General features: G+C 70.5%; 26 protein-coding genes. 12 read left to right on the plus strand and 14 right to left on the minus strand.

Features of this window, described 5'->3' with window-relative positions:
• The first annotated feature begins 90 nt into the window (after nucleotides 1–90).
• Complete coding sequence (locus OG230_RS22355; protein ID WP_328905485.1) at nucleotides 91–1,065, plus strand: DeoR/GlpR family DNA-binding transcription regulator; 975 nt, start codon at nucleotides 91–93, stop codon at nucleotides 1,063–1,065.
• 14 nt (nucleotides 1,066–1,079) lie between these two features.
• Here the strand turns inward: OG230_RS22355 and OG230_RS22360 are convergent, their stop codons facing one another.
• Both OG230_RS22360 and OG230_RS22365 read right to left on the minus strand, forming a co-directional pair.
• Entirely contained in the window at nucleotides 1,080–1,679 is a 600-nt protein-coding gene (locus OG230_RS22360; protein WP_328905486.1) for a TetR/AcrR family transcriptional regulator, read from the minus strand.
• A 192-nt stretch (nucleotides 1,680–1,871) separates the two neighbouring features.
• Nucleotides 1,872–3,626 (minus strand): acetyl/propionyl/methylcrotonyl-CoA carboxylase subunit alpha, encoded by a 1,755-nt coding sequence (locus OG230_RS22365; RefSeq protein ID WP_328905487.1) that lies wholly within the window; start codon nucleotides 3,624–3,626, stop codon nucleotides 1,872–1,874.
• Between the two features lie 353 nt (nucleotides 3,627–3,979).
• On the opposite strand from OG230_RS22365, the gene OG230_RS22370 reads away from it, so the two are divergent.
• Nucleotides 3,980–4,447: a hypothetical protein gene (locus tag OG230_RS22370; protein ID WP_328905488.1), complete on the plus strand. Its 468-nt coding sequence runs from the start codon at nucleotides 3,980–3,982 to the stop codon at nucleotides 4,445–4,447.
• Nucleotides 4,448–4,457: 10 nt separating this feature from the next.
• On the opposite strand, the gene OG230_RS22375 is transcribed toward OG230_RS22370, so the two are convergent.
• From OG230_RS22375 to OG230_RS22390, 4 genes are all read right to left on the minus strand, one after another.
• Complete coding sequence (locus OG230_RS22375; RefSeq protein ID WP_328905489.1) at nucleotides 4,458–5,072, minus strand: Maf family protein; 615 nt, start codon at nucleotides 5,070–5,072, stop codon at nucleotides 4,458–4,460.
• A 26-nt stretch (nucleotides 5,073–5,098) separates the two neighbouring features.
• On the minus strand, nucleotides 5,099–5,227 hold the full coding sequence (gene mmpB, locus OG230_RS22380; protein ID WP_328905490.1) for a morphogenic membrane protein MmpB: 129 nt from the start codon (nucleotides 5,225–5,227) through the stop codon (nucleotides 5,099–5,101).
• 92 nt (nucleotides 5,228–5,319) lie between these two features.
• Nucleotides 5,320–5,526, minus strand: coding sequence for an acyl-CoA carboxylase subunit epsilon (locus OG230_RS22385; protein ID WP_328905491.1), 207 nt, complete (start codon nucleotides 5,524–5,526; stop codon nucleotides 5,320–5,322).
• A 14-nt stretch (nucleotides 5,527–5,540) separates the two neighbouring features.
• Entirely contained in the window at nucleotides 5,541–7,121 is a 1,581-nt protein-coding gene (locus tag OG230_RS22390) for an acyl-CoA carboxylase subunit beta (protein ID WP_328905492.1), read from the minus strand.
• Between the two features lie 196 nt (nucleotides 7,122–7,317).
• Between OG230_RS22390 and OG230_RS22395 the strand changes: the two genes are divergently transcribed.
• The 5 genes from OG230_RS22395 (at nucleotide 7,318) to hutH (ending at nucleotide 13,373) form a co-directional block, all read left to right on the plus strand.
• A complete protein-coding gene (locus OG230_RS22395; RefSeq protein WP_328905493.1) occupies nucleotides 7,318–8,178 on the plus strand; it encodes a biotin--[acetyl-CoA-carboxylase] ligase in 861 nt (286 codons plus the stop codon).
• A 146-nt stretch (nucleotides 8,179–8,324) separates the two neighbouring features.
• Nucleotides 8,325–9,524 carry an adenylate/guanylate cyclase domain-containing protein gene (locus tag OG230_RS22400; RefSeq protein WP_328905494.1) on the plus strand — a complete coding sequence of 400 codons (1,200 nt, stop codon included), beginning with the start codon at nucleotides 8,325–8,327 and terminating at the stop codon, nucleotides 9,522–9,524.
• A 101-nt stretch (nucleotides 9,525–9,625) separates the two neighbouring features.
• Nucleotides 9,626–10,438, plus strand: coding sequence for an enoyl-CoA hydratase/isomerase family protein (locus OG230_RS22405; protein ID WP_328905495.1), 813 nt, complete (start codon nucleotides 9,626–9,628; stop codon nucleotides 10,436–10,438).
• A gap of 121 nt (nucleotides 10,439–10,559) precedes the next feature.
• Nucleotides 10,560–11,714: a GGDEF domain-containing protein gene (locus OG230_RS22410; protein WP_328905496.1), complete on the plus strand. Its 1,155-nt coding sequence runs from the start codon at nucleotides 10,560–10,562 to the stop codon at nucleotides 11,712–11,714.
• 108 nt (nucleotides 11,715–11,822) lie between these two features.
• Nucleotides 11,823–13,373 (plus strand): histidine ammonia-lyase, encoded by a 1,551-nt coding sequence (hutH, locus tag OG230_RS22415; RefSeq protein ID WP_328905497.1) that lies wholly within the window; start codon nucleotides 11,823–11,825, stop codon nucleotides 13,371–13,373.
• A 4-nt stretch (nucleotides 13,374–13,377) separates the two neighbouring features.
• Here the strand turns inward: hutH and OG230_RS22420 are convergent, their stop codons facing one another.
• A complete protein-coding gene (locus tag OG230_RS22420) occupies nucleotides 13,378–13,689 on the minus strand; it encodes a hypothetical protein (RefSeq protein WP_328905498.1) in 312 nt (103 codons plus the stop codon).
• A 153-nt stretch (nucleotides 13,690–13,842) separates the two neighbouring features.
• On the opposite strand from OG230_RS22420, the gene OG230_RS22425 reads away from it, so the two are divergent.
• The 4 genes from OG230_RS22425 to OG230_RS22440 all read left to right on the plus strand — a co-directional run bounded on the left by OG230_RS22425 (nucleotide 13,843) and on the right by OG230_RS22440 (nucleotide 18,102).
• Nucleotides 13,843–14,241 carry a hypothetical protein gene (locus OG230_RS22425; RefSeq protein ID WP_328911495.1) on the plus strand — a complete coding sequence of 133 codons (399 nt, stop codon included), beginning with the start codon at nucleotides 13,843–13,845 and terminating at the stop codon, nucleotides 14,239–14,241.
• A gap of 241 nt (nucleotides 14,242–14,482) precedes the next feature.
• A complete protein-coding gene (locus tag OG230_RS22430; RefSeq protein WP_328905499.1) occupies nucleotides 14,483–15,754 on the plus strand; it encodes a L,D-transpeptidase in 1,272 nt (423 codons plus the stop codon).
• Between the two features lie 165 nt (nucleotides 15,755–15,919).
• Nucleotides 15,920–17,371 (plus strand): ABC transporter permease, encoded by a 1,452-nt coding sequence (locus OG230_RS22435; RefSeq protein WP_328905500.1) that lies wholly within the window; start codon nucleotides 15,920–15,922, stop codon nucleotides 17,369–17,371.
• A gap of 47 nt (nucleotides 17,372–17,418) precedes the next feature.
• On the plus strand, nucleotides 17,419–18,102 hold the full coding sequence (locus OG230_RS22440; RefSeq protein WP_328905501.1) for an ABC transporter ATP-binding protein: 684 nt from the start codon (nucleotides 17,419–17,421) through the stop codon (nucleotides 18,100–18,102).
• 28 nt (nucleotides 18,103–18,130) lie between these two features.
• On the opposite strand, the gene OG230_RS22445 is transcribed toward OG230_RS22440, so the two are convergent.
• The 3 genes from OG230_RS22445 to OG230_RS22455 form a co-directional block, all read right to left on the minus strand.
• Nucleotides 18,131–18,610, minus strand: coding sequence for an RDD family protein (locus OG230_RS22445; RefSeq protein WP_328905502.1), 480 nt, complete (start codon nucleotides 18,608–18,610; stop codon nucleotides 18,131–18,133).
• A 178-nt stretch (nucleotides 18,611–18,788) separates the two neighbouring features.
• Nucleotides 18,789–19,277 (minus strand): GNAT family N-acetyltransferase, encoded by a 489-nt coding sequence (locus OG230_RS22450; protein WP_328905503.1) that lies wholly within the window; start codon nucleotides 19,275–19,277, stop codon nucleotides 18,789–18,791.
• 4 nt (nucleotides 19,278–19,281) lie between these two features.
• On the minus strand, nucleotides 19,282–19,686 hold the full coding sequence (locus OG230_RS22455) for a YrdB family protein (protein WP_443051352.1): 405 nt from the start codon (nucleotides 19,684–19,686) through the stop codon (nucleotides 19,282–19,284).
• Between the two features lie 170 nt (nucleotides 19,687–19,856).
• Here OG230_RS22455 and OG230_RS22460 point away from each other — a divergent pair, with 170 nt between their 5' ends.
• Nucleotides 19,857–20,261: a helix-turn-helix domain-containing protein gene (locus tag OG230_RS22460; RefSeq protein WP_328905505.1), complete on the plus strand. Its 405-nt coding sequence runs from the start codon at nucleotides 19,857–19,859 to the stop codon at nucleotides 20,259–20,261.
• A 5-nt stretch (nucleotides 20,262–20,266) separates the two neighbouring features.
• On the opposite strand, the gene OG230_RS22465 is transcribed toward OG230_RS22460, so the two are convergent.
• From OG230_RS22465 to msrA, 4 genes are all read right to left on the minus strand, one after another.
• Nucleotides 20,267–20,950 (minus strand): hypothetical protein, encoded by a 684-nt coding sequence (locus tag OG230_RS22465; RefSeq protein WP_328905506.1) that lies wholly within the window; start codon nucleotides 20,948–20,950, stop codon nucleotides 20,267–20,269.
• 19 nt (nucleotides 20,951–20,969) lie between these two features.
• Entirely contained in the window at nucleotides 20,970–23,111 is a 2,142-nt protein-coding gene (locus OG230_RS22470) for a hypothetical protein (protein WP_328905507.1), read from the minus strand.
• Nucleotides 23,112–23,147: 36 nt separating this feature from the next.
• The gene (locus OG230_RS22475) at nucleotides 23,148–23,588 is read right to left on the minus strand and encodes a hypothetical protein (protein WP_328905508.1); all 441 of its coding nucleotides are present in this window, start codon (nucleotides 23,586–23,588) and stop codon (nucleotides 23,148–23,150) included.
• A gap of 262 nt (nucleotides 23,589–23,850) precedes the next feature.
• Nucleotides 23,851–24,552, minus strand: coding sequence for a peptide-methionine (S)-S-oxide reductase MsrA (gene msrA, locus OG230_RS22480; RefSeq protein WP_328905509.1), 702 nt, complete (start codon nucleotides 24,550–24,552; stop codon nucleotides 23,851–23,853).
• Nucleotides 24,553–24,592 lie beyond the last annotated feature (40 nt).

The following is a 24,592-nucleotide window of genomic DNA, read 5'->3' on the forward strand; positions in this document are numbered from 1 at the left end:
ATATCACTTGGCGGCCCCATTCATGTGCAACTTCTGTAATTCGGCGCAAACTGCTGAAAACTAACGGACGTCCAGGTTACTGTCAGTTTCGTGTTCGCTGCAGAACGTCGTCAGTTGATCCTCGAAATGGTGCGCGCCAACGGGGCGGTATCGCTCCGTGAGCTCGCCCGCGTCGTCCAGACCTCCGAAGTGACCGTACGGCGGGACGTGCGGGCACTGGAGGCAGAAGGACTCCTCGACCGCCGGCACGGCGGTGCGGTATTGCCGGGCGGCTTCACGCGGGAGTCCGGCTTTCCGCAAAAATCCCATCTCTCCACCGCGGAGAAGACGGCCATCGCCGATCTGGCCGCCGGTCTGGTCGGCGAGGGCGAGGCCATCGTGGTCGGCGCCGGAACGACCACGCAGGAGCTGGCCCGCCGGCTCGCGCGCGTTCCCGGTCTGACCGTCGTCACCAACTCACTGCTGGTCGCCCAGGCGTTGGCGCATGCCAACCGGGTCGAAGTGGTGATGACCGGCGGCACCCTGCGCGGGAGCAACTACGCGCTCGTGGGCAGCGGGGCCGAACAGTCCCTCCAGGGGCTGCGGGTCTCGCGGGCGTTCCTCTCCGGGAGCGGCCTCACCGCCGAACGCGGGCTGTCCACGTCCAACATGCTCTCCGCGAGCGTGGACCGGGCGCTGGTGCAGGCGGCTGCCGAGGTGGTGGTCCTCGCGGACCACACCAAACTCGGCTCCGACACCATGTTCCAGACGGTGCCCACCGACCTCATCACCCGGCTCGTCACGGACGAGCCTCCGGTCCACGACGAGCGGGCCGCGACCGAGCTCCAGGCCCTGGCCGACCAGGGAGTGGAGATCACGATCGCCGGTCCCGACGCGGAGTCGTCCGGACCGGGCGAAGGCATTCCGCCCGGCCGCCAGGCCAGGCGCGACATGCCGCTGCCGGGACAGCGCCGTACCCAAGGGGGCGGATCCGGAGGACTGGGACCGCAGTTGCGGAGCGCGGCTGCGCTGGCCGACCAGGGGCCGGGGGACCGGGCGCGTGTGGCGGATCTGCGACGCCGCTGAGGCGCGCGTCCGGATCAGCCCCGCTCCGTGTTCGGGCCCTTCAGGCCCTGGAGCGTCAGCATCAGCAGGCGGTCCGCGAGGCCGGGGTCGTCGGGGGACTGCTCGGCGGCCAGGGCGATGGCGTTGGTCAGCTGCATCAGGTCGTCGATCGACACGTCCGCCCGCACGGCGCCGACCTCCTGCGCCCGGGCGAGCAGCCGTGCGCCCGCCTGACGCAGCGGCACATTGCACTGCGCCAGGGCCGAAGTCTCGTCCCGTGACGCCGACATGAGCGCCTGGGCCACGCCCCGGTACTCACCGGCGTGCGTGACGATCGCGCCCAGCCACTCCACGAGAGCCCGGCACGGGTGCTCCGCCTCCGCCAGCTCGCGGGAGCGGGTGAGGAGGGCGGCCAGGGCCTCCTGGAAGACCGCGTTCATCAGGGCCTGGCGGTTCGGGAAGTGCCGGTACAGCGTGCCGATGCCCACCCCCGCACGGCGTGCGATGTCCTCCAGCGAGGCATCGGTGCCGTGCTCGGCGAAGGACATGCGGGCCTCGCCCAGCAGCCGGTCGTAGTTGCGGCGCGCGTCGGCGCGCATCGGCCGTGCCGGCGTCTGTGCCGTGCTCGTCGCCATCGCGCAGTCCTCCGCATCTCCCGGGCGCACACCTCTGCGTGCCCGCGCCCATGGGTCCAGGATGCCATCGGGTAACAGGAGGTGCCCTCCGCGTCCCTCGCGCGCACCCCCTGAAGTGCACCTCCCCGAACGCCCGAGGGCCCCGCAGGCGTCGGTGCGACGCCTGCGGGGCCCTGGAGCCGTTGAACCGGGTCAGTCCTTGATCTCGCAGATCATGGCGCCGGAGGAGACCGAGCCGCCGACCTCGGCGGCCAGGCCCTTGATCGTGCCGGAGCGGTGCGCGTTGAGCGGCTGCTCCATCTTCATGGCTTCCAGGACGACGACGAGGTCGCCCTCCTTGACCTCCTGGCCCTCCTCGACCGCGACCTTGACGATCGTGCCCTGCATGGGCGAGGCGAGGGTGTCGCCGGAGGCCGCGGAACCGGCCTTCTTCGCCGCGCGGCGCTTGGGCTTCGCGCCCGCCGCGAGGCCGGTACGGGCCAGGCTCATACCGAGCGAGACGGGCAGGGAGACCTCAAGGCGCTTGCCGCCGACCTCGACGACGATCGTCTCGCGGGTGCCGTCCTCGTCGTCCGCGTCCGCGCCGGCCGGGGCGAAGGGCTTGATCTCGTTGACGAACTCCGTCTCGATCCACCGGGTGTGGACCCGGAAGGGGTCCGCGGTGAACGCCGGGTCGACCACGACGGCCTGGTGGAAGGGGATGGCCGTGGCCATGCCCTCGACCTTGAACTCCGACAGGGCGCGGGCGGCACGCTGGAGCGCCTGCTCACGCGTCGCTCCGGTCACGATCAGCTTCGCCAGGAGCGAGTCCCAGGCCGGGCCGATGACGCTGCCGGACTCCACGCCCGCGTCCAGACGGACACCGGGACCCGAGGGCGCCTGGAAGGTGGTGACGGTGCCGGGGGCGGGCAGGAAGCCGCGGCCCGGGTCCTCGCCGTTGATCCGGAACTCGAAGGAGTGCCCGCGCACGGCGGGGTCGCCGTAACCGAGCTCCTCGCCGTCGGCGATACGGAACATCTCGCGCACCAGGTCGATGCCGGTGACCTCTTCGGTGACCGGGTGCTCGACCTGGAGCCGGGTGTTGACCTCCAGGAACGAGATCGTGCCGTCGGTCCCGACGAGGAACTCGACGGTGCCCGCGCCGACGTAACCGGCCTCCTTGAGGATGGCCTTGGACGCGGCGTACAGCTCGGCGTTCTGCGCCTCGCTCAGGAACGGCGCGGGGGCCTCCTCCACCAGCTTCTGGTGGCGGCGCTGCAGCGAGCAGTCACGGGTGGAGACGACGACCACGTTGCCGTGGGTGTCGGCCAGGCACTGGGTCTCGACGTGGCGCGGCTTGTCGAGGTAGCGCTCGACGAAGCACTCGCCGCGCCCGAAGGCGGCGACGGCCTCGCGGACGGCCGAGTCGTAGAGCTCGGGGACCTCTTCGAGGGTGCGGGCGACCTTCAGGCCGCGCCCGCCGCCGCCGAAGGCGGCCTTGATCGCGATCGGCAGACCGTGCTCGCGGGCGAAGTCGACGACCTCGTCCGAGCCGGAGACCGGGTCGGGTGTGCCGGCGACCAGCGGGGCGCCGGCGCGCTGGGCGATGTGACGGGCGGCGACCTTGTCGCCGAGGTCGCGGATGGCCTGCGGCGGCGGGCCGATCCAGGTCAGGCCCGCGTCGAGCACGGCCTGGGCGAACTCGGCGTTCTCCGAGAGGAAGCCGTAACCCGGGTGGATCGCGTCCGCCCCCGAGTCCTCGGCAGCCTGGAGCACCTTGGCCATGTCCAGATAGCTGGCGGCCGGGGTGTCACCGCCCAGAGCGAATGCCTCGTCGGCCGCGCGGACGTGCAGAGCGTCCCGGTCCGGATCGGCGTAGACGGCTACGCTCGCGATTCCGGCATCCCGGCAAGCCCGAGCAACGCGGACAGCGATTTCGCCACGGTTGGCGATGAGCACCTTGCGCACGATGACTCCCTCCTTGAAACAAGCTGAGTTTAGGGACTACCGACACGGCCGTACGACCCGTCCCCACTGGTGAGCTTGCCCACACGGAGTGTGATTCGAGGGTTGCTGGAGTCGTGAAATCCCTTGTCGCACCACGTTACGCCGGGTTCCTTAAGCGCACAGTAGCCACGAGGTGTGGTCCAGGTCTCTGTCCGTTAGGTCAACGACGTCAGGTGTTTCTTTGTTGGGTCCCTACCAACGGCCGGGTGTTTCTTTGCGGTCGTACGAGGACCGCCGGACCTCTTGTCCGAACCATTACCCGTTAGTAGGGTCCGCGATATCGCAGGTACTACAGGTAACAGGGGGTGGGCGCGGTGATACGCAGACCAGTGGCCGTGGTGACCGGGGTCGTGCTGTTCGCGGAAGCGGTGGGCATCGTGCTCATCAACGCCGTACTCGCGACGGTCGTCGACAACCAGCAGATGTCCCTCGCGGGGATGGACCCGCACGCGATGTACACGGGCACGTGGGCCATGGGCTGGACCTCCGGCCTCCTGCTGGTGCTCTGCGGCCTCGTCGCGCTGCTGGCCGGGGTCCGCGACCGTGCGCCGGGCCGCTTCGGGCGGATCGCCCTGATCGGCTGCGCCGTCGTGCACGGGGTGCTGGGCGCCCTCACGGTGGGCCTGGTCGGCTGGTCCGCGTTCGCCGTGATGATGGCCGTGCTCGCGCTGCTCGTGCTGACGCTGATCGGCTACGGCCGGGGCGATGCCGCGCCCGAAGGCGAGGACACCGCACGGGGTGACGGGAACGGCGCCGGAGCGGGAGCCCCGGCGGCCGTCTGAGCGGAGCCGGTTACCGGACCCACAAGTCGGTGACGGAGAAGTCCAGTTCGCCGAGCAGCCGGCGCAGTGTCGGCAGCGAGAGCCCGATGACGTTGCCGTGGTCGCCCTCGATGGAGTCGACGAACGGCGCCGAACGGCCGTCCAGCGTGAACGCGCCCGCCACGTGGAGCGGTTCGCCGGAGGCGACGTAGGCGGCGATCTCGGCGTCCGTCGGCTCGCCGAAGCGGACGACGGTGGACGCCGTCACGGACGCCGTACGGCCGCTCACGGTGTCGATCACGCTGTGCCCGGTCTGCAGCACGCCCGCCCGGCCGCGCATGGACTTCCAGCGGGCGGTCGCCTCCTCGCTGTCGGAGGGCTTGCCCAGCGCCTCACCGTCCAGTTCGAGGACCGAGTCGCAGCCGATCACCAGGGCGCCGGCCGCCTCTGGGCGGGCCGCGACCGAGGCCGCCTTGGCCTCGGCTAGGACGAGCGCCAGCTCGCCGGGCGTGGGCGCGGACAGCGCGTCCTCGTCCACACCGCTGACGATCACCTCGGGGGCGAAACCGGCCTGGCGCAGCAGGCCGAGACGGGCGGGCGAGGCGGAGGCGAGGACGAGGCGGCGCTGATCAGTCATAGCGGCCATCGTAGAAGGGCGCGGGGTCCGGGCGCTCAGCGGATGCCGAGGACGAACATGGCGATCACCATGGCGAGCGCCAGCAGTAGACCCGCGCGGCGCAGCATCGCCTGGGCGTCGCGGAGTTCCTTCGGAGGCTCGTTCTCTGGATCGGACCACAGCATGGAAACGATCCTGCTGCGGGGGCCGCTGTGACGCCTGAGTACGGGTACTCAGGCGTCACAGCGGTACGTACGGCCCCCTCGGGCGCGCGTGCTCAGACGGGCCAGTACGTCCGCGCCCAGGAGCGCGGACCGGGCCGGAGAGCGCCGCGGCGTGCGATGCGGCCCGGGTCGGACCACTGCTCGGGCGGTACCGGCGCGCCGGACGGCACCGCGGCGGTCGCCGCGGCGCGCGCCTGGACCACCGCCAGTGCGGCGGCCAGCTCCTCCGGGGTCGGATTGCCCCGTACGACCTTGATCATGGCCTGGGTCCTCTCTAGAGGGGGATGTTGCCGTGCTTCTTCGGGGGAAGGGATTCCCGCTTGGTACGGAGCTGGCGCAGGCCCTTGACGATGTGGGCGCGGGTGTCGGACGGCATGATCACCGCGTCCACGTAGCCGCGTTCGGCGGCGACGTACGGGTTGAGGAGCGCGTCCTCGTAGTCGGCGATCAGCTCGGCGCGGGTCGCTTCCTGGTCCTCGGAGGCGGCGATGGTGCGCCGGTGCAGGATGTTGACCGCGCCCTGGGCGCCCATGACCGCGATCTGCGCGGTCGGCCAGGCCAGGTTGAGGTCGGCGCCCAGGTGCTTGGAGCCCATGACGTCGTACGCGCCGCCGAACGCCTTGCGGGTGATGACCGTGATCAGCGGGACGGTCGCCTCGGCGTAGGCGTAGATCAGCTTGGCGCCGCGGCGGATGATCCCGCCGTACTCCTGGTCGACACCCGGCAGGAAGCCCGGGACGTCGACGAAGGTCAGGACGGGGACGTTGAACGCGTCGCAGGTGCGCACGAAGCGTGCGGCCTTCTCGGACGCGTTGATGTCGAGGCAACCGGCGAACTGCATCGGCTGGTTGGCGACGATGCCGACCGGGTGGCCCTCGACGCGGCCGAAGCCGGTGATGATGTTCGGCGCGAACAGGGCCTGGGTCTCCAGGAACTCGCCCTCGTCCAGCACGTGCTCGATGGCGGTGTGCATGTCGTAGGGCTGGTTCGCGGAGTCCGGGATGAGGGTGTCGAGCTCGCGGTCCTCGTCCGTCGTCTCCAGGTCCGCGTCCTCGGGGAACGCGGGCGCCTCGGAGAGGTTGTTGGAAGGGAGGTAGGACAGCAGGGACTTGACGTACTCGATGGCGTCCTTCTCGTCGCCCGCCATGTGGTGCGCGACACCGGAGGTGGTGTTGTGCGTCCGGGCGCCGCCGAGTTCCTCGAAGCCGACGTCCTCGCCGGTGACGGTCTTGATGACGTCGGGACCGGTGATGAACATGTGCGAGGTCTGGTCGACCATGACCGTGAAGTCGGTGATCGCGGGGGAGTAGACCGCGCCGCCCGCACACGGTCCGACGATCAGCGAGATCTGCGGGATCACGCCGGAGGCGTGGACGTTGCGGCGGAAGATCTCCGCGAACAGCCCGAGGGCGGCCACGCCCTCCTGGATGCGGGCGCCGCCGCCGTCGTTGATCCCGATGACCGGGCAGCCGGTCTTCATCGCGAAGTCCATCACCTTGACGATCTTCTCGCCGTAGACCTCGCCGAGCGAGCCGCCGAAGATCGTGAAGTCCTGCGAGTACACGCACACGGGCCGGCCGTCGACCGTGCCGTAGCCGGTGACGACCCCGTCGCCGTACGGGCGGTTCTTCTCGATGCCGAAGTTGGTGGACCGGTGGCGGGCGAACTCGTCGAGCTCGACGAAGGAGCCCTCGTCGAGGAGGAGATCGATCCGCTCACGGGCGGTCAGCTTGCCCTTGGCGTGCTGCTTCTCGACGGCGCGGGCGGAGCCTGCGTGCGTGGCTTCGTCAATACGGCGCTGCAGGTCCGCGATCTTGCCCGCGGTGGTGTGGATGTCGCTCTGCGGCTCGGACATCGGGTGGCGGCTCCCTGCCTGGTCACGGGGACGGCTAGAACGTTCAGCAGCTGTGCTCGGCCGGGCCGTGCGCGACCGTGTGGGGGACGCCGGGCCGACAGGCCACGGCTCGACGGCCGGGCAGCTACTGACTCGTAGCGTATCGGCGCGGCTACCGTTCGGCAGTGCGTCCTTTCCCACACCTAGGGTGGCTTGCATGACACCTTCCGATGCGTCACACAACCGCTGGTCGGACCTGGACCGGCCGCCCCTGAACGTCGCCGCGCTGCGTCGCGGACTGCTCCGGCCGGACTCGTTGTGGAGCTCGGTCGACGTGGTGGAGACGACCGGCTCGACCAACACCGATCTCGCCGCGCGCGTGGACACGTTGGCCGAGGGAACGGTGCTCGTCGCCGAGGAGCAGACGGCGGGACGCGGCAGACTCGACCGGACCTGGTCGGCGCCGCCTCGGTCGGGGCTGTTCTTCTCCGTCTACCTGACCCCCGGCGAGGTGCCCGTGCACCGCTGGGGATGGCTCCCGCTGCTCGCCGGGGTCGCTACGGCGACGGCCCTCGCGCAGTCGGCGGGCGTGGACACGGCACTGAAATGGCCCAATGACCTCCTGGTCACGATCGACGGCGCCGAACGCAAGGCCGGCGGCATCCTCGCCGAGCGCGCGGGGGAGGGCGTCGTCATCGGCATCGGCCTCAATGTCTCGCTGCGCGCGGACGAGCTTCCCGTCCCGGCGGCCGGTTCGCTCGTGCTGGCCGGAGCGGTGTCCACCGACCGGGAGACGCTCCTGCGGGCCGTCCTGCGGGGCCTGGAGGACTGGTACGGCAGGTGGCGCGCGGCGGAGGGCGACGCCGCGGCGAGCGGACTCCAGGCGGCGTACGCGGCGGGCTGCGCGACGCTGGACCGGACCGTGCGGGCGGAGCTGCCCGGCGACCGTTCCGTCGTCGGAGAGGCCGTCGCGATCGACGGGGACGGACGGCTCGTCCTGTCCACCGGCGACGGGCTCCAGGAGCCGGTGTCGGCGGGCGACATCGTGCATCTGTTCGCGAGCCCGCCCGGCGAGTGAGGACAAAACAGCCGCCGTACGGACCAGGGTGACATTTCGTGGTCACGGCCCGGACGACGTGAGGTAGGGCACACCTGCCGTATCGTTGAGGCGATCCAGCGACAGATCGGCAGGGCAGTGCGCAGGGAACGGGCAGGAGGCGGCTGGTGACCGTCGACGACACGACGTCCGGCGCGGGCGAGGAGCCCCCGTCGGACTCCTCGGTCCACGCGACACCGCATCACGAAGTCGATCACACGGCGGAGCCGACCGACGACCCGCTCGCGATCCGGCTGGAACAGCTGATCCTGGGGGCCGACCGCCGCTACACGCCGTTCCAGGCGGCGCGTACGGCAGGCGTCTCCATGGACCTGGCGTCCCGGTTCTGGCGCGCCATGGGTTTCGCCGACATCGGACAGGCCAAGGCCCTCACCGAGGCCGACGTGCTGGCACTGCGCCGTCTCGCCGGACTCGTGGAGGCGGGGCTGCTCAGCGAGCCGATGGCGATCCAGGTGGCGCGCTCCACCGGGCAGACCACCGCCCGGCTGGCGGAATGGCAGATCGATTCCTTCCTGGAGGGGCTGACCGAGCCCCCGGAGCCGGGGATGACCCGTACCGAGGTCACGTATCCGCTGGTCGAGCTGCTCCTGCCCGAGCTGGAGGAGTTCCTGGTGTACGTGTGGCGGCGCCAGCTCGCCGCCGCGACGGGCCGGGTCGTGCAGGCCGCCGACGACGAGGAGATGGTCGACCGCCGGCTGGCCGTCGGCTTCGCCGACCTGGTCGGCTTCACCCGGCTGACCCGGCGGCTTGAGGAGGAGGCGCTCGGCGAGCTGGTCGAGTCGTTCGAGACGACCGCCGCCGACCTGGTCGCCGCCCACGGCGGGCGGCTCATCAAGACGCTCGGCGACGAAGTCCTCTTCGCCGCCGACGACGCGGGCACGGCCGCCGAGATAGCGCTTCGGCTGGTCGAGGCGATGGCACAGAACGAGAGCATGCCCGCGCTGCGCGTCGGCATCGCCTTCGGCACGGTCACCACCCGGATGGGCGATGTCTTCGGGACCACGGTGAATCTCGCCAGCCGGCTCACCTCGATAGCGCCGAAGGACGCCGTCCTGGTCGACGGGGCGTTCGCCAAGGAGCTCACCCGCACCGGTGACGCCCCGGCCTCCGAGGCGCAGGCGGCCGAGGAGGCGGCGGCAGCCGCCGAGCGGGCACGGCTGGCCGAGAAGGAGGGCCGGGAGTCCGATGAGCCGGCCCCGCCGCGCTACCGCTTCGGTCTCCAGCCGATGTGGCAGCGGCCGGTGCGTGGGCTCGGGGTCGTGGAGCCGTGGCTGCTGGCGCGGCGCAGCACTCCGGGTTCCGGCTGACGGACTCGCGGGCTCTCCCCTTCGCCCGGGCCCGGGCGCACTCTAGGATCCCCCGGTAACGCTCGTTAACTGTCGAGCTCGTTTACCGGAGGGGTGCAGTCATGACCGTCACGTCCGAGCAGCGGTTCGGGGAATTCGTCGTCGTGCGGCGCCACGTGGGCCAGGAGCACGTGGCCGAGCTGGTGCTCGACCGGCCCAAGGCGATGAACGCCGTGTCCACGGACATGGCCCGGTCGATCGGGGCCGCCTGCGCGGCGCTCGGCGCGGACAGCGGGGTACGGGTCACCGTGCTCACCTCCAGCCACGAGCGGGCCTTCTGCGTGGGCGCGGACCTCAAGGAGCGCAACTCCTTCACCGACGCCGAGCTGGTGCGGCAGCGGCCCACCGCCCGCGCCGCCTACACCGGCGTACTGGAGCTGCCGATGCCGACGATCGCGGCGGTGCACGGCTTCGCGCTCGGCGGTGGCTTCGAGCTGGCGCTCGCCTGCGATCTGATCGTGGCCGACCGCACGGCCGTCGTCGGCCTGCCCGAGGTGTCGGTCGGTGTCATTCCGGGCGGCGGCGGTACGCAGCTGCTGCCCCGTCGCGTCGGTGCGGCCCGCGCCGCCGAGCTGGTCTTCACCGCGCGGCGCGTGGAGGCGGCGGAGGCCCGGGAGCTGGGGCTCGTCGACGAGCTGGTCGAGGCGGGCCGGGACCGGGACGAGGCGCTGGCGCTCGGCGGGCGGATCGCCGCCAACTCGCCGGTGGGGCTGCGTGCGGCCAAGCGGGCGCTGCGGCTGGGGCACGGGCTGGATCTGCGGGCCGGCCTGGAGGTCGAGGACGCGGCCTGGCGGTCGGTGGCCTTCTCCGGGGACCGGGCCGAGGGTGTGGCCGCCTTCAACGAGAAGCGGAAGCCGAACTGGCCCGGTGAGTGAGCGGCGGCTGCCCGGCCGTCGGTGACCCTGAGTGAGGGCGGGCCGCTTCTCCGGGGGCGCACCGAAGATCATTCAAGGCGCGAACTGATCAAATCACCACAAATCTACATAAGCTGGAGCGATGGGTGGTGATGATGCGCGGCTACGGGCCGTGGTTTCGCTCGCACAGTCGATGGCCGCGGCCTACACGCCGCGGGAGTCGTGGCGTGCGGCGGCACTGAGGGCGTGCGAGGCGCTGGACGGCAGCTTCGCCGCGCTCTCCGTGTGGGAGCGCGATCGCGGACGGCTACGGGTTCTGGTGAACGCGGGCGAGCGGGCCGAGGGGGAGGAGGAGTTCCCCGAGGAGGAGGCGTATCCCGTGCACCAGTTCCCGGAGATCACCGAGTTCCTCCACGAGCGCTGGGCGGGGGGCGGTGAGCCCGACGCCTGGGTGGAGACCGCCGAGGGGACCGCGGCCGAGGGCGCTCCGGCGCGGGGCGCGCGGCCGTTCTGCCACCAGCGGGTCGCGGCCCTGCGCCGGCGCGGGCGCGGCTGCTGCGTGGTGGCGCCGATCGTGCTGCACGGCCGGGCCTGGGGCGAGCTGTACGTGGCGCGGTCGGCGGGGCAGCCGGTGTTCGACCGGGACGACGCCGACTTCGCGACCGTGCTGGCCGCCGTCGTCGCCGCCGGGATCGCCCAGACCGAGCGGCTGGAGGAGGTCCGCAAGCTGGCCTTCAGCGACCCGCTGACCGGCCTCGCGAACCGTCGCGCCGTCGACATCCGGCTCGACGAGGCGGTGGAGCGGCACCGCGCCGACGGCACCGTGGTCAGCCTGGTGGTCTGCGATCTGAACGGCCTGAAGGCGGTCAACGACACCCATGGGCATGCTGTCGGCGACCGTCTGCTGGAACGTTTCGGCTCGGTGCTGTCCCTGTGCGGGGCGATGCTGCCCGGAGCTCTGGCGGCACGCCTGGGCGGCGACGAGTTCTGTCTGCTGACCCTCGGGCCCGAGGCGGACGACGTGGTGCGGGTGGCCACGGAACTCTGTGAGCGCGCGGCCGTGCTCGAACTCGGCAACGGCGTCGCCTGCGGGGTCGCCTCGACCGGGGACCCCATCGGCCCGCTGCGCTCGGCGCGCAGGCTCTTCCGGCTGGCGGACGCGGCCCAGTACCGGGCGAAGGCGGCGCGCTCCACGAGGCCGGTGGTGGCCGGGCGCGACGGCGAGGTGATCCGGCTCGCCGACTCCCCGCCGAAGTCCGCCCACGACCGCCGCCGGCTGCGCGGCAACCGCCCGTGAGCGCGCGGCCCCGCTCCGGTGGCCGTCACCGGGCGGGCGCGGACCGGTAAGGGGTCAACCGGACGACCACTAGTGACATGAAGGGTTTCAGTCCGTAGGCTCCTGAATATGGATATGCATACAGTCGTGGTGGGGACGTCCGGTACCACCGCCGAGGACGTCATCGCCGTGGCCCGCGCGGACGCCCGCGTCGAGCTCTCGGCCACCGCCGTGGAAGCGCTGGCCGCCGCACGCCGCATCGTGGACGCGCTCGCCGCCAAACCCGAGCCGGTCTACGGCGTCTCCACCGGCTTCGGCGCACTCGCCAGCCGCCACATCAGCCCCGACCTCCGCGCCCAGCTCCAGCGCAACATCGTGCGCTCGCACGCCGCCGGAATGGGCCCCCGCGTGGAGCGCGAGGTCGTCCGCGCCCTGATGTTCCTCCGGCTGAAGACGGTGGCCTCCGGCCACACCGGCGTACGCCCCGAGGTCGCACAGACGATGGCCGACGTGCTGAACGCGGGCATCACCCCCGTCGTCCACGAGTACGGCTCGCTCGGCTGCTCCGGCGACCTCGCCCCGCTCTCCCACTGCGCCCTCACCCTGATGGGCGAAGGCGACGCGGAGGGCCCCGACGGCGTCGTGCGCCCCGCGGGCGAGCTCCTCGCCGCCCACGGCATCACCCCCGTCGAACTGCGCGAGAAGGAGGGCCTGGCCCTCCTCAACGGCACCGACGGCATGCTCGGCATGCTCGTGATGGCCCTCGCCGACCTGAAGAACCTCTACACCTCGGCCGACATCACGGCGGCCCTCTCCCTGGAGGCCCTCCTCGGCACGGACAAGGTCCTCGCCCCGGAGCTGCACGCCATCCGCCCGCACCCCGGCCAGGGCGCCAGCGCCGACAACATGCTGCGGGTGCTCGCCGGGTCCGGCCTCACCGGCCACCACCAGGACGACGCCCCCCGCGTCCAGGACGCCTACTCCGTACGCTGCGCACCGCAGGTCAACGGCGCGGGACGCGACACCCTCGCGTACGCCGCCGTGGTCGCCGAGCGCGAGCTGGCCGCCGCCGTCGACAACCCCGTCGTCCTCCCGGACGGCCGGGTCGAGTCCAACGGGAACTTCCACGGCGCCCCCGTCGCGTACGTACTCGACTTCCTGGCGATCGTCGCCGCCGACCTCGGCTCGATCTCCGAGCGCCGCACCGACCGGCTGCTGGACAAGAACCGTTCGCACGGGCTGCCGGCGTTCCTCGCCGACGACGCCGGGGTCGACTCCGGCCTGATGATCGCCCAGTACACGCAGGCGGCCCTCGTCAGCGAGATGAAGCGGCTCGCAGTCCCCGCGTCCGCCGACTCGATCCCGTCCTCCGCGATGCAGGAGGACCACGTCTCCATGGGCTGGTCGGCGGCGCGCAAGCTCCGTACCGCGGTCGCCAACCTGGCCCGGATCGTCGCCGTCGAGATGTACGCGGCGACCCGCGCCGTCGAACTGCGCGCGGCCCAGGGGCTGACCCCGGCGCCCGCCTCGCTCGCCGCGATCGAGGCGCTGCGCGCGGCCGGTGTCGAGGGCCCGGGCCCCGACCGGTTCCTCGCCCCCGACCTGGCCGGTGCCGACACCTTCGTACGCGAGGGAAAGCTGGTCGCGGCCGTGGAGCCGGTCACCGGACCGCTGGCGTAGGACCTCAGCCGACGGACGGGCCCCTGACCGGGCCCGTCCGGGTCGAGTAGGTGACGAAACCCGCGCCGATCAGCAGGAACGCCGTACCGCCGATCAGATACGGAGTGGTGTCGACCCCCGCTCCGGTGTCGGCGAGTGACGTGTCCGCGTCGGACTCCCCGGCGGACACGGCCGACAGGCTCCGTCCGGAGCCGGCGGTGGCGACGTCGCGCGGGGTGTTCCCGTCGGTGGCGTTGGCGGAGGGGACGAACCACAGAGCGCAGAGCAGGGTGCCCGCGGCGGTGGTGGTCAGCAGCGTGCGACGAGCGATGGACACAGAATCGATCCCCTTGCGACAACCATCAGTTAGCCCCGTGCGCCGATGCTAAGCAAAGCAGCGGGTCGTGGGAAAGCCGCGGAGTCCATGAGCCTTACGCTCCCGCGTATGAGCACTTCAGAGACATCCAGGTATGTTCGGCTTCGCGTGGAGATGGTGTTGGAGATCACCGACGCCGAAGCCCTGACCGGCGGCGCACTGGCGGGCATCGCCGCGGAGTACGGCGCGGCGGGAATCGACGCCCTTCCCGGGGGATCCGCCGAGGAACGCACGCATGCCGAGGCCACTGTCCGGGAAGACGGTGCGGAGGCCCTCGCTTCGCTCGTCGACCCTTTCGACCTGGTCAGCGAGGTGCCGGGCGTGGAACTCGCCCAGGCGTCCTGGAGCAGTGAGACGGTCGAATACGACCCCGAGGCCGAGGACTGGTCCGAGGACTGGGACGGTGGCGAGGACGACGACGGGAGCGACTACGGATTCGAGGGCGCCGGGGAGGACGCCGAGGTCGAGGACAATAGGGAAGGCGATGGCGAGCGCGCCGGAGCGGAACGGTAGGTCAGAGGTGTGAGCACCCGGCCCCGGCCCGCATCCGACGGCGGACCGGGGCCGGTCGTGTGCCGACCGTCCCTACGTGTCCGGCGGCGGGAACCGGAGCCGACGCCATTGCGTCGGTGAGTGGTGTTCCCCACATCTTCGGCGGATGAGGAACCGACCACCCGTTAAGGGTGTTCTTGGAACATTGACGGGGTAGCGCCGTCTGGCGTCCTGTTCGGGGATTTTGGGGAAATCGGCAACGATGGAGAAGCGTGTGATGACGGACAGCAAGCGGCGCAGGGGCCTCATGGCCGCGTCCGCACTGCTCGGCGGCGTACTGGTGCTCTCGGCCTGTAGCGACGAAGGCGGCAACAGCCCCGCGCCGGCTGCGGAGAGCTCGAAGAAGTCGCAGGCACAGGTGGACGAAGCGGCGGCCAAGGAGACCTCGGAGGCGCAGATAACGATCGCGCCGAAGAACGGGGCCACCAACGCGAGCATCAACAAGGACGCCAAGGTCACCGTCGTCAAGGGCAAGCTGACCGAGGTCACCATGACCACGTCGGCCGGCCAGAGCGTCGAGGGCACCCTCGCCGCGGACGGCACGAGCTGGGTGCCCAACGGCCAGCTCGAACGCTCCACCACGTACAAGATCAACGCTACGGCCAAGGACGCCAAGGGCCGCGAGGCCCACGAGAACAGCTCCTTCACCACCGTGTCGCCCGCCAACAGCTTCATCGGCAACTTCACGCCCGAGGACGGCTCGACCGTCGGCGTCGGCATGCCGGTCTCGATCAACTTCAACAAGGCGATCACCGACCGGAAGGCCGTCCAGGACGGCATCACCGTCACGACCAGCAGCGGCCAGCCGGTCGTCGGCCACTGGTTCAACTCGCAGCGGCTCGACCTGCGCCCCGAGGACTACTGGCAGGGCGGCTCCACCGTCACGCTGAAGCTGGAGCTCGACGGCGTCGAGGGCGCCGACGGCGTCTTCGGTGTGCAGCAGAAGACGGTCACCTTCAAGGTCGGCCGCAACCAGGTCTCGACGGTCGACGCGCAGACGAAGACGATGACCGTCACCCAGGACGGCAAGACGATCAAGACCATCCCGATCTCCGCCGGTTCCTCGGACAACCCGACGTACAACGGCGCGATGGTGATCTCCGAGAAGTTCAAGGAGACCCGGATGGACGGCGCGACCGTCGGCTTCACCGACGACGACGGCAAGGGCGAGTACGACATCAAGGACGTGCCGCACGCCATGCGGCTCTCCACCTCGGGCACCTTCATCCACGGCAACTACTGGGGCGCCAAGTCGATGTTCGGCAGCGCCAACACCAGCCACGGCTGTGTGGGCCTCGCCGACGTGAAGGGCGCGGGCGACGCGAACCAGCCCGCCGCCTGGTTCTACAACAACTCCATGATCGGCGACGTGGTCATCGTCAAGAACTCCCCGGACAAGACCATCGCGCCGGACAACGGGCTCAACGGCTGGAACATGAGCTGGGCCGAGTGGCAGGCCGGCTCCGCCGCCTGATCCCACCGTCCGACCTCATCCCCCCGTACGAAGGCGGCGGCACCCCGGAATTCCGGTGCCGCCGCCTTCGGCGTACGCGGCGGCCGTCGCGGGCCCGTGGGCGTTCTCATGGCGCTCTCATCGGGGCCTTAACTCCCCATCACACCCGCTCCATATCTTCGCGCCATGTTCTTCACCTACCTCCGGCGCGAGCTGCGCCGCCGCAGAAAGGCGGCGCTGGTCGTCGCCTCGGGGCTCGCCCTGGGAATCGCGCTGGTCATCATCGTCAGCTCGGTGTCCACCGGCATGACCAAAGCCCAGGACAAGGTCCTGGAATCGCTGTACGGCCTCGGCACGGACATGACCGTCACCAAGGCCGCCGCCGCTCCGGGTTCCACGACCGAGCGCCCGCGGTTCGAGTTCGACGCCAAGGACGACGACTCGACCCAGAGCACCGACCGGGTCATGGTCCAGGGCTTCCAGACCCTGGCCGCCACCACCGTCGACGAGGTGGGCGAGCAGAACGGCGTCGCCGACGCCGTCGGCGGACTGAGCCTGACCGTCATGAAGGTCGACGGCCAGTTCAAGCGCGGCGAGTTCAAGCAGGACGAAGGCGCCCAGGACAGCAGGTCCGGGCCCGGTGGCGGCGGTGGCCAGCCGCAGGGCGAGGTACGGGGCGGCGGCGCCTCCTTCGACGTCAACTCCTTCACCGTGTACGGCACCGACGTCACCCAGCAGGACCTGGGCCCGCTGACCTCCTCCAAGATCACCGCGGGTCGTACCTTCAAGACCGCCGAGACGGACGCGAAGGTCGCGGTCGTCGACGCCTCGTACGCCAAGGAGAAGAAGCTCGCGGTCGACAAGACCGTGACGATCTCCGGCACCGCGTACAAGGTCATCGGCGTCTCGACTGCGGACAGCGGCGACGCCGCCGCCAACGTCTACGTCCCGCTGAAGCAGGCGCAGACCCTGGCCGACTCCAAGGACAAGGTCACCACGGTCTATGTGAAGGCCGCCGATTCGCAGCAGATCGACACGGTGAAGTCCGCGATCCAGAAGAACATCTCGGGCACCACGGTCACCACCTCCGCGGACCTGGCCGACACGGTCTCCGGTTCCCTCTCCACCGCGTCCGACCTGGCCTCCAGCGTCGGCAAGTGGCTCTCGATCGCCGTCCTGATCGCCGCGTTCCTGGTCGCCGGCCTGCTCACGTCCTCGGCGGTCAGCCGTCGCGTACGGGAGTTCGGCACCCTCAAGGCCCTCGGCTGGAAGAGCGGTCGCGTCACCCGGCAGGTCGTCGGCGAAGCCCTCGTCAACGGCCTCATGGGCGGCGTCCTCGGTATCGCCGTCGGACTCGGCGGCGCGTACGTCGTGACCGCCATCAGCCCCACCCTCACCGCCCAGCTCGGCTCCTCGGGCGGCGGAGGCGGGATGGGTGGCGGCGGACCCATGGGCGGCGGACCCGGCCGTCAGGCGGCGTCCAAGACCCTGGACATCGCGCTGACCGCACCCGTCTCCCTGTCCATCATCCTGATCGCCGTCGGACTGGCCGTGGCGGGCGGACTCATCGCGGGCGCCTTCGGCGGCTGGCGCGCCTCCCGGCTGCGGCCCGCCGACGCCCTGCGCCGCGTCGAGTAGCGCCCGCTCCCGAACCCCACTTCCGTACGTACAGCAGGAGTTCACACGTGTACCAGCTCAGAGGCGTCACCAAGCGCTACCGGCGCGGCAAGACCACCGTCAACGCGCTCGACGGGGTCGACCTGACCATCGAGGACGGCGGCAGGCTCGTCATCCAGGGCCCGACCGGCGGCGGCAAGTCCACCCTCCTCCAGATGCTCGGCGGCCTCGACCGGCCGACCGAGGGCAGCATCGAACTCGACGGCGTCGACCTGGCGAAGCTGCCCGAGGCGCGGCTCACCAAGGTGCGGGCGGAGTCCATCGGCTTCGTCTTCCAGAGCTTCAACCTGATCCCCACGCTCACCGCGCAGGAGAACGTCGAGACCGCACTCGTCCCGCTGGGCCTGGGCGCGAGGACCCGGCGTGAGCGGGCGGCGGAGGCGCTCGAATCCGTGGGTCTCGGCGACCGTCCGACCCATCTGCCGGGCGAGATGTCCGGTGGTCAGCAGCAGCGCGTCGCGATCGCGCGGGCGCTGGTGAAGCGGCCCAAGGTGCTGCTCGCGGACGAGCCCACCGGCAACCTCGACGAGTCCATGCGGGACGAGATCATGGAGGTGCTCGACGGGCTGTGGAAGGAGCACGGGCTGACGTTCATCATGGTCACCCACGACAGTTCGCTGGCACGCAAGGCGCCGCGTCTCGCGACCATCCGCAAGGGCCGGGTCACGGTGACGGAGAACGCCGCCGCCTGATCCCGTTCCCTCGCCGGGCGGTCCGTCGTCAGACCGCCCGCCCGGCGACGGCCGCCCGGTAGGCGACGGCCGCCCGGTAGGCCGCCAGGTCCGCACGACGGACCTGGCGGATACCCGACAGGTCCTCGTACAGGTCGCCGTCCTCGCTGCCGAGGAGCGGGCAGTCGCCGCCGTCCCGGGCGGGCCCGGAGGGCGAGCGCAGCCAGTGCCAGGGCTGCAGCGGCGCCCAGCACAGTCCGTGGACCCAGCGCCGCATCAGCCGGCCGAGCCCGGGCCGGCCGACGCCGGGCATCCCGACCACCCGTACGCCCATGACCAGCTTGCCCGCGCTGGCCCGCACCGCCATGGTCAGGAGCACCTGATTGGCGAACGAGAGCGCGAGCGCGATACCGAGCAGCAGCGGGAGGGCCCGGCCCGCCTGGGACGTGCCCACGTGGACCCGGGTCAGCAGCCCGGCGGCCAGCAGACAGAGATAGCAGTCGACCGCGACCGCGAGGTACCGCCGCATGTCGCCGGCGCCCGAGGGGATGCGCGGCGGGGGACGTAACTCCCCGTAGACGCCGGGCGGGACCGGGGGTACGACCCGGTCTCCCGAAGGGATTCCGGACCGTCGCTTTCCGTACAACGACCTTTGTTCATAGGGATGTTGACGGTTGCTGTACCCCCGTGGCGCGCTCATGACGGCATCATGGCCGATCGTCCGCTGTCGCGTCTCCCTTCCACACATAGCGGATGTCCGGTTCCCGTTCGTCGTTGTCCGAACCGTCGGTCCGCTCCGCCGCCTCGAATCCGTGCCGCTCGTAGAAGCGGTGTGCGGGAGAGTTGACCTGGAAGGTCCACAACTCCAGCCCCTGCGGGCTGCGTTCCTTGGCCAGCTGTACGAAGCGGTCGCCGATCCCGAGCCCGCGGCTCTCCGGGGCCAGGTAGAGCTGTTCGATCCGGTTCTCCTCCAGCACCATCATTCCGACCACGGTGCCGCTCTCGTCGGCCACCCATGTCTCGTGGTGCACCACGACGACGTCGCGGAAGAAGGCCCGTACGCCGTCGTCGTCATGGGCGCGGCGCACGGTCGGCAGCGCGGCGTCGAAGGACCGGAGGTAGACCTCCGCCACCGCTGCCCCGTCCTCGGTGCGGGCGCGGCGCAGTGCGATGCGTTGAGATTCCTGCTTGTTCATCCGGTCAATCTCGCACATCTGTCCGGTAGTCGGGGTTCTTTGTCCTGTCGGAGTCCTCGGCACCGTCGGGTGCGGCGGGGCCCGGCCGGTGCCGGGAGAACTCCGCGAGGCCCGTGTTCGCCACCAGCACCACGGCGAAGGTCAGGGCGGCCAGAGGATGGCCGAGGCCGAGGACCGCCAGCGCGCCGCCTCCGAGCACCACGGCCTTGACCAGCAGAACACCCGCCAGGGGCAGGCTGAAACGGGCCCTGGGGGCGGCGAAGAGCGCCCACAGGACGATGGCCGCCGCCGGTGTGCCCACGCCCAGCAGCAGGCGTGCGACGGTGCCGTCGGGCGTGGCGAAGCCCCACCAGCCCAGACAGGCCAGGGCCGCCAACTCCAGGAAGAAGGCCAGTACTTCGTTGGCCATGAACCACGGTCCGCGTGCCAGGGACCGGGCGGGCCCGGACTGTCGCTCGTTCGTCATCACGACGGGGAGTCTTCCAGCAGCGTCCGGAAAGCGCCCCCGCGATACGGGATTTCGCCGGAGGCGGAACGTTCCCGCTGACGTGCGGGGCCAGGGACTCCTACGCTGGGGAGGTGAGCAGCAACGAGTCGGACAACGCCCGCGTCATTCCCCTGCGCCCGGCGGCCGGGGCACCGGCCCCCGCCGCCAAGGAGCCGCTCCTGCGGCATGTCGTCGGCGACGTCCTGCGCCGCGAGCGGCAGGCCCAGGAACGCACGCTGAAGGACGTGGCCGACGCGGCGCGGATCTCGATGCCCTATCTCTCCGAGCTGGAACGCGGCCTGAAGGAGCCGTCGTCCGAGGTCCTGGCCGCAGCCGCCCACGCCCTCGGCCTCCGCCTCGCCGACCTCCTCGCCCTGAGCCACCGCGAACTGATCCGCCTCGCGCGGACCGACCTCACCCCGGCCCGCCGCGAGGTCCCGGCCACGCGCATGGCCCGGCCGGCCCCGCGCCGGGGCGAGGTGCGCCTCGCGGCCTGACACGGCTACGGGGTGGCCTTCGCGGCCTCCTCGGGGGTCTTGTAGCCCTTGACGACGGGGTCCTTCTTCAGCGGCTCGTTCTCGCAGCCGAGGGCTTCCGTGGCCTGCCGTGCCATGAGGTACAGGAAGTGGATCTGGCGGTCGCGTACCTCCTGCTTCACAGCGGTACCGACGTAGGACGTGTTCGAGGCGGACGCGACGAGCAGGTTCTGCTGCGAGAGCGTGCCGAGCTTGCCGGGCAGGGCGCACTCCACGTGGAGGACCGACAGGGTTTCGTCGGACTCCCCGTAGTGGCCGTTGACGTTGTAGAAGGCGTGCGTGTCCGCAGGGCGCCCCGTGCCTTTGGGGCTTTCCCGGGAGGTCCAGTGGAAATCGACACTGAGAGTGTCGCTGCCGGAACCCCTGGGGTAGTTCAGGGCGAACGAGCACATCGGCGTACGGAATTCCGTACGCCCGGGCTCCGCGCGCGCCTTCAGCTCCTCCTTCAGCCCGTCCGCGAGATCGTCCGGAGCCTTCTCGACCCGCGTCCGGTAGTCGTCCGCGTCGAGCAGCTGGCGGACGAACTTGCCTTCGGGGGTGCCGGGGTCGGTCTGGCAGGGCTGGCTGACCGGCGGCGCGGGTTCGGGTTCGTCCGACGTGCAGCCGACCGCCGCCAGGGCGAGTGCCGCGAAGACGGCCGCTGTCTTCACTGAGCGGCGGACTCTCGGGTCACAGGTGCGTGAGGGCGGCATTGCGCCCGGCGTCATGGCCGTCGCGCGCGTTGTCCCTCGCGGACTTGAAGGCTCCCGATCCCGAAATGTCATTGTCTTCGCCCCACTTGTCGATCAGCTTGTTGGTGCCGTCCACACCCACGGCGAAGTTGTCGCTCGCGTCCTTCTTGCCCTGGGCCTCCGCCGCGTCGACGACATCCTTGGTCCAGTCGTATGACACCGCGTCGATCAATGAACCGCCCACCGTGCCCAGAACCGGGATCTCACCGATCAGACCGTTCGCCCCGGCGGCCGAATAGGCGGCGGTGTCCTCGGCCCACTCCGCCTTGTCCTTCTCCTTGTCGTCGTACACGTCGGCGCCGATCCCGTTGAGCGCGCCCATCGCACCACCGATCTGACTGCCGCGATGATCCCAGTCCGCGCTCGCGCCATGCGTCTTGTCGCCGTTGTACGGGGGAGCCGTGGCAAGCTCTTCGGCGACATAGGCCCGCTCGGTCTCGTACAGCAGAGAGAAAGCGGGAGCGTCTTCCGCGACACCCCGCATGACGCGGATAAGGCTTGCCTGCCCCACCGCGAGGTGCGCCTTGTCACCCGACCCGTTGATGGAGTCCTGGCCGGCGATTCCGCCGTACGCCGACTCCTGGCCGTTCAGGATGATGTGCGTGTCCGCCACGTAGTCGGTGAGCGCCCGCGCCATCGGCTGGCGGATGTTCTCGAGCTCCTTGGGGAATTCGTCGCCGCCCGAGTCGTCGTCGAGGAAGCGGATGGCGTTGTGCATCACCCGTGCCTGGCCCTCGGAGTGCGGACCGGGCTCGCCGGGCTTTCCGCCCGGCTCGTGGCCGGTCGACGCGGCCTCGATGGCGGCCCCGAGGCCCGCGGCCTGTTCGGGGTCCTGGATATCCAGCGTCGCGCCGTTCGGCCCGATGATGTCGTCGTACGGCCACTTCCGGTCGGTGAGCAGGTACTTCAGGTGCTCGTTCTTGTTCCCCTCCGCCTGGGGGTCGAGGAAGTACTCCGCCGATTCCGGGTTCTTGCTCATGATGCCGAGCAGGTCGTCCAGCGGGTCGACGGAAAGGCCGGGGCGCGTCGCGTCGAAGGCGTGCGCGCGCCGGTCCGGGTCCTCGTTCTTGATGATGTCGTCTCCGACGTCATTGAGGAATTCCTTGCCGTACCCGTCGCCGTGCTTCAGCAGCGTCACGAACGCCTGGTACCCGGAGGTGACCGACACTCCCTTGTCGATCCGGTCCGGGCCCACGCCCTTCAGGCCGTCCATGAAGGGCTTGTACGCGTAACTTCCGGGGTCCTTGGTGCCGGAGGCGACGGTGTTGGCGAGGCTTTCGGAGATCGAGTTGTAGAGCTTCTTGTCGCTCGCCGACACACCGGAATCGCTCGCCGCGAGGTGCATCCGGTCGGCGATCCGCACCGCGTCCTCGGCACCGAGGGCGTGCAGGTACGCCTCGCTGAAATGCTTGTCCTTGGCGTTCTCGCGCATGACATCGCGATAGTGCTTCAGTTCCTTGTCCGAGGCCTCGCCGGACTTGACCTTCTCCGACAGGGCGATCGCCTCGACGGCCTCGACGTCCCCGACCGGCTTGGCATTGAATCCGAAGGGCGCCGTGCCATCGGCACCGGACGCGTTCAGCAGGGCGACCTTGACGTCCTGGTCGAATTCGTTGACCGCCTTCACCGCGGCGCCGATATTGCTGGTGTAGGACATCTCGACGTTCCGGAGCTCAGGATCGTGGCGGATGCTGTTCGCCGTCGCCGCGTCCACCTTGCTGTAGTCATAACTCGCCACGCCGGTGTCGGACACCTTCATCCCGGCCTTGACCGCGTCGGCGACGGCGGACTCCACCTTCGCCTTGAGGTCCGTGAACTGCCCGTGTGCGTCCCGGAGCAGCGACTCCATGGCCAGGGCTTCCTTCTGCGCCGCGTCGTACTGGCCGCGCGTCACCGCGAAGTTCGGGGCGGCGATCGACGCGCTCTCGCCCAGCCACTTGTCGCCCTTGGTGACGCTCTGCACGTCCGACTCGTACAGGTCCTCGAGCTTCTTGAGCTTGCCGGCCATGTCCTTCCAGCCGTCCGCGGCCGAAGTGAGCTCGGAGAGCTTGACGTGCAGGATCTCGTAATAACTGGGCATCGTTCCCCCTCAAATGCCGGACGGTCGTGAACGCACTTATATTCCGGAGACCCTGGACTGCAGAGGGGTGAAGCCCTGCCCCGTGGCGATGTCCTGGTTGTTGAACAGCGTCGACGTGTTCCGCAGACTGGACTTCTCGCTGTTCAGCCGTCCCATGAGCCGCTTCACCTGGGTGTCCCAGTGCGCGTGGGCCTTCTTCAGGCCGGCTCCGGTGTCCCAGCCGCCGAACTCGCCGATGGCCTTCCGGGTGGACTCGTCGGCCGCGTCGGCGGCCTGCTTGGTCCCGGGCTCCAGCTTGGTCTCGATGGTGTTCGCCGCCTTCTTCTTGGCGGCGGGGGCCGTGGCCAGGTCCGGCGTGGAACCCGTCGGTCCCGTCGGTCCCGAGCCGTCGGCCGGAAGCTGGTTCAGCCGTGTGTGGGACGACTGCTGCTCCGTGACGGCCTGCTTCTGCCGAGCCCATTCCTCGTCGAACGACACGCTTTCCCCCTTGTCGAAGCCTGACTCGGGCCCCGGCCGTCGCGACGAGCGACGGCCGGGGCCCAGTTGCTGAGGGAAATATCGGTGCAGTGGCCCGCCGAACCCGGCGACGGGCCTCCGCCGTCAGGGTCCCCCCGTTGACGTGAGTCTTTGAGGGCCACTTTAGTCAGCGGGCGTGGGTGCGCAAACTCTCGGGTTGCACACGCAATCGGCGCTGTCCGTTCACGAATTGGGCACCTCGGCGGGCGGGGACCTCGGAGGTCTACTCGGGTGCGGGAGCGATCCCCGTCGGGCAGGAGCGGCCCCAGTTCGTCTCCGAGGGGGCGCTCAGCGTCGCGCCCGTACCGCCGATGCCGCAGTAGCCGTCCGGGTTCTTGTCGAGGTACTGCTGGTGGTACGCCTCCGCGGGCCAGAACGTGCGGCCCTCCGCGGGAAGGATCTCCGTCGTGATCTCGCGGAACCCGGCGCCGGTGAGGACCTGCTGGTACGCCTCGCGGGACGCGCTCGCCGCCTCCGCCTGCTCGGGGGAGTGGGTGTAGAGCGCCGAGCGGTACTGGGTGCCCACGTCATTGCCCTGGCGGAAGCCCTGGGTCGGGTTGTGGGACTCCCAGAAGAGCTTCAGGAGCTCCGCGTACGAGACGATCCGGGGGTCGAAGACGACGCGCACCGCTTCGGTGTGACCGGTCAGACCCGAGCAGGTCTCCTCGTACGAGGGATTCTCCGTGTAGCCGCCCTGGTAACCCACGAGAGTCGTCCAGACACCGTCCGTCTGCCAGAACTTGCGCTCGGCCCCCCAGAAACAGCCCAGCGCGAAATCGGCGACCTCCAGGCCCTCCGGATACGGGCCCACCAGGGGGTTGCCGAGGACCGTGTGGCGGGAAGGGACGGTGAACTCGGGCGTGGGACGGCCGCGCAGCGCCTCCTCGGGGGTGGGGAGCTGCGGGGTGCGGTGGTTCAGGAACATGCGGGGGCTCCTCCGGGGCTTGGTGTGCAGTGCGTACAAC

Origin of the sequence: Streptomyces sp. NBC_00234, assembly GCF_036195325.1 — a bacterium.
Lineage (GTDB): Bacteria > Actinomycetota > Actinomycetes > Streptomycetales > Streptomycetaceae > Streptomyces.